The 424-nt window shown below is 73.6% G+C and carries 1 protein-coding gene; it reads right to left on the bottom strand.

Annotation, left to right across the window (positions count from 1 at the left end; all coding sequences use genetic code 11):
• Positions 1–424, bottom strand: a 424-nt coding sequence (locus I6F21_RS38070; RefSeq protein WP_225184426.1) for an ABC transporter ATP-binding protein, incomplete at both ends; no start/stop codon positions are given.

Below are 424 nucleotides of genomic sequence, written 5' to 3'. Positions count from 1 at the left end.
GCTGCACGCGCGGGCAGCGGGGGCTGAGCAGGCAGCCCGCGGGCCGGTCCAGCGCGCCGGGCACGATGCCCGGCAGGGCGGACAGGCGCGCGGCGCCGCGGTTGTGCTCGGGGATCGCGGCCAGCAGCGCGTTCGTGTACGGGTGGCGCGGGGCGTCGAACAGGCCGGGCACCGGGCCGGTCTCGACGACCTGGCCGGCGTACATCACGGCGACCCGCTGGGCCATCTCCGCCACCACGGCCAGGTCGTGCGTGATCATCACCAGGCCCATGCCCTGCTCGCGCTGCAGCTTCAGCAGCAGGGCCATGATCTGGGCCTGGATGGTCACGTCCAGCGCCGTGGTGGGCTCGTCGGCGATCAGCAGCTTCGGCGCGCAGGCAATCGCCATCGCGATCATCACGCGCTGGTTCATGCCGCCCGAGAG

Origin of the sequence: Bradyrhizobium sp. NBAIM03 (assembly GCF_020194055.1) — a bacterium.
Classification (GTDB): domain Bacteria; phylum Pseudomonadota; class Alphaproteobacteria; order Rhizobiales; family Xanthobacteraceae; genus Bradyrhizobium; species Bradyrhizobium yuanmingense.
Note: the sequence above shows the minus strand (reverse complement) of the source record. Positions and strands in the feature narration are given on the sequence as shown.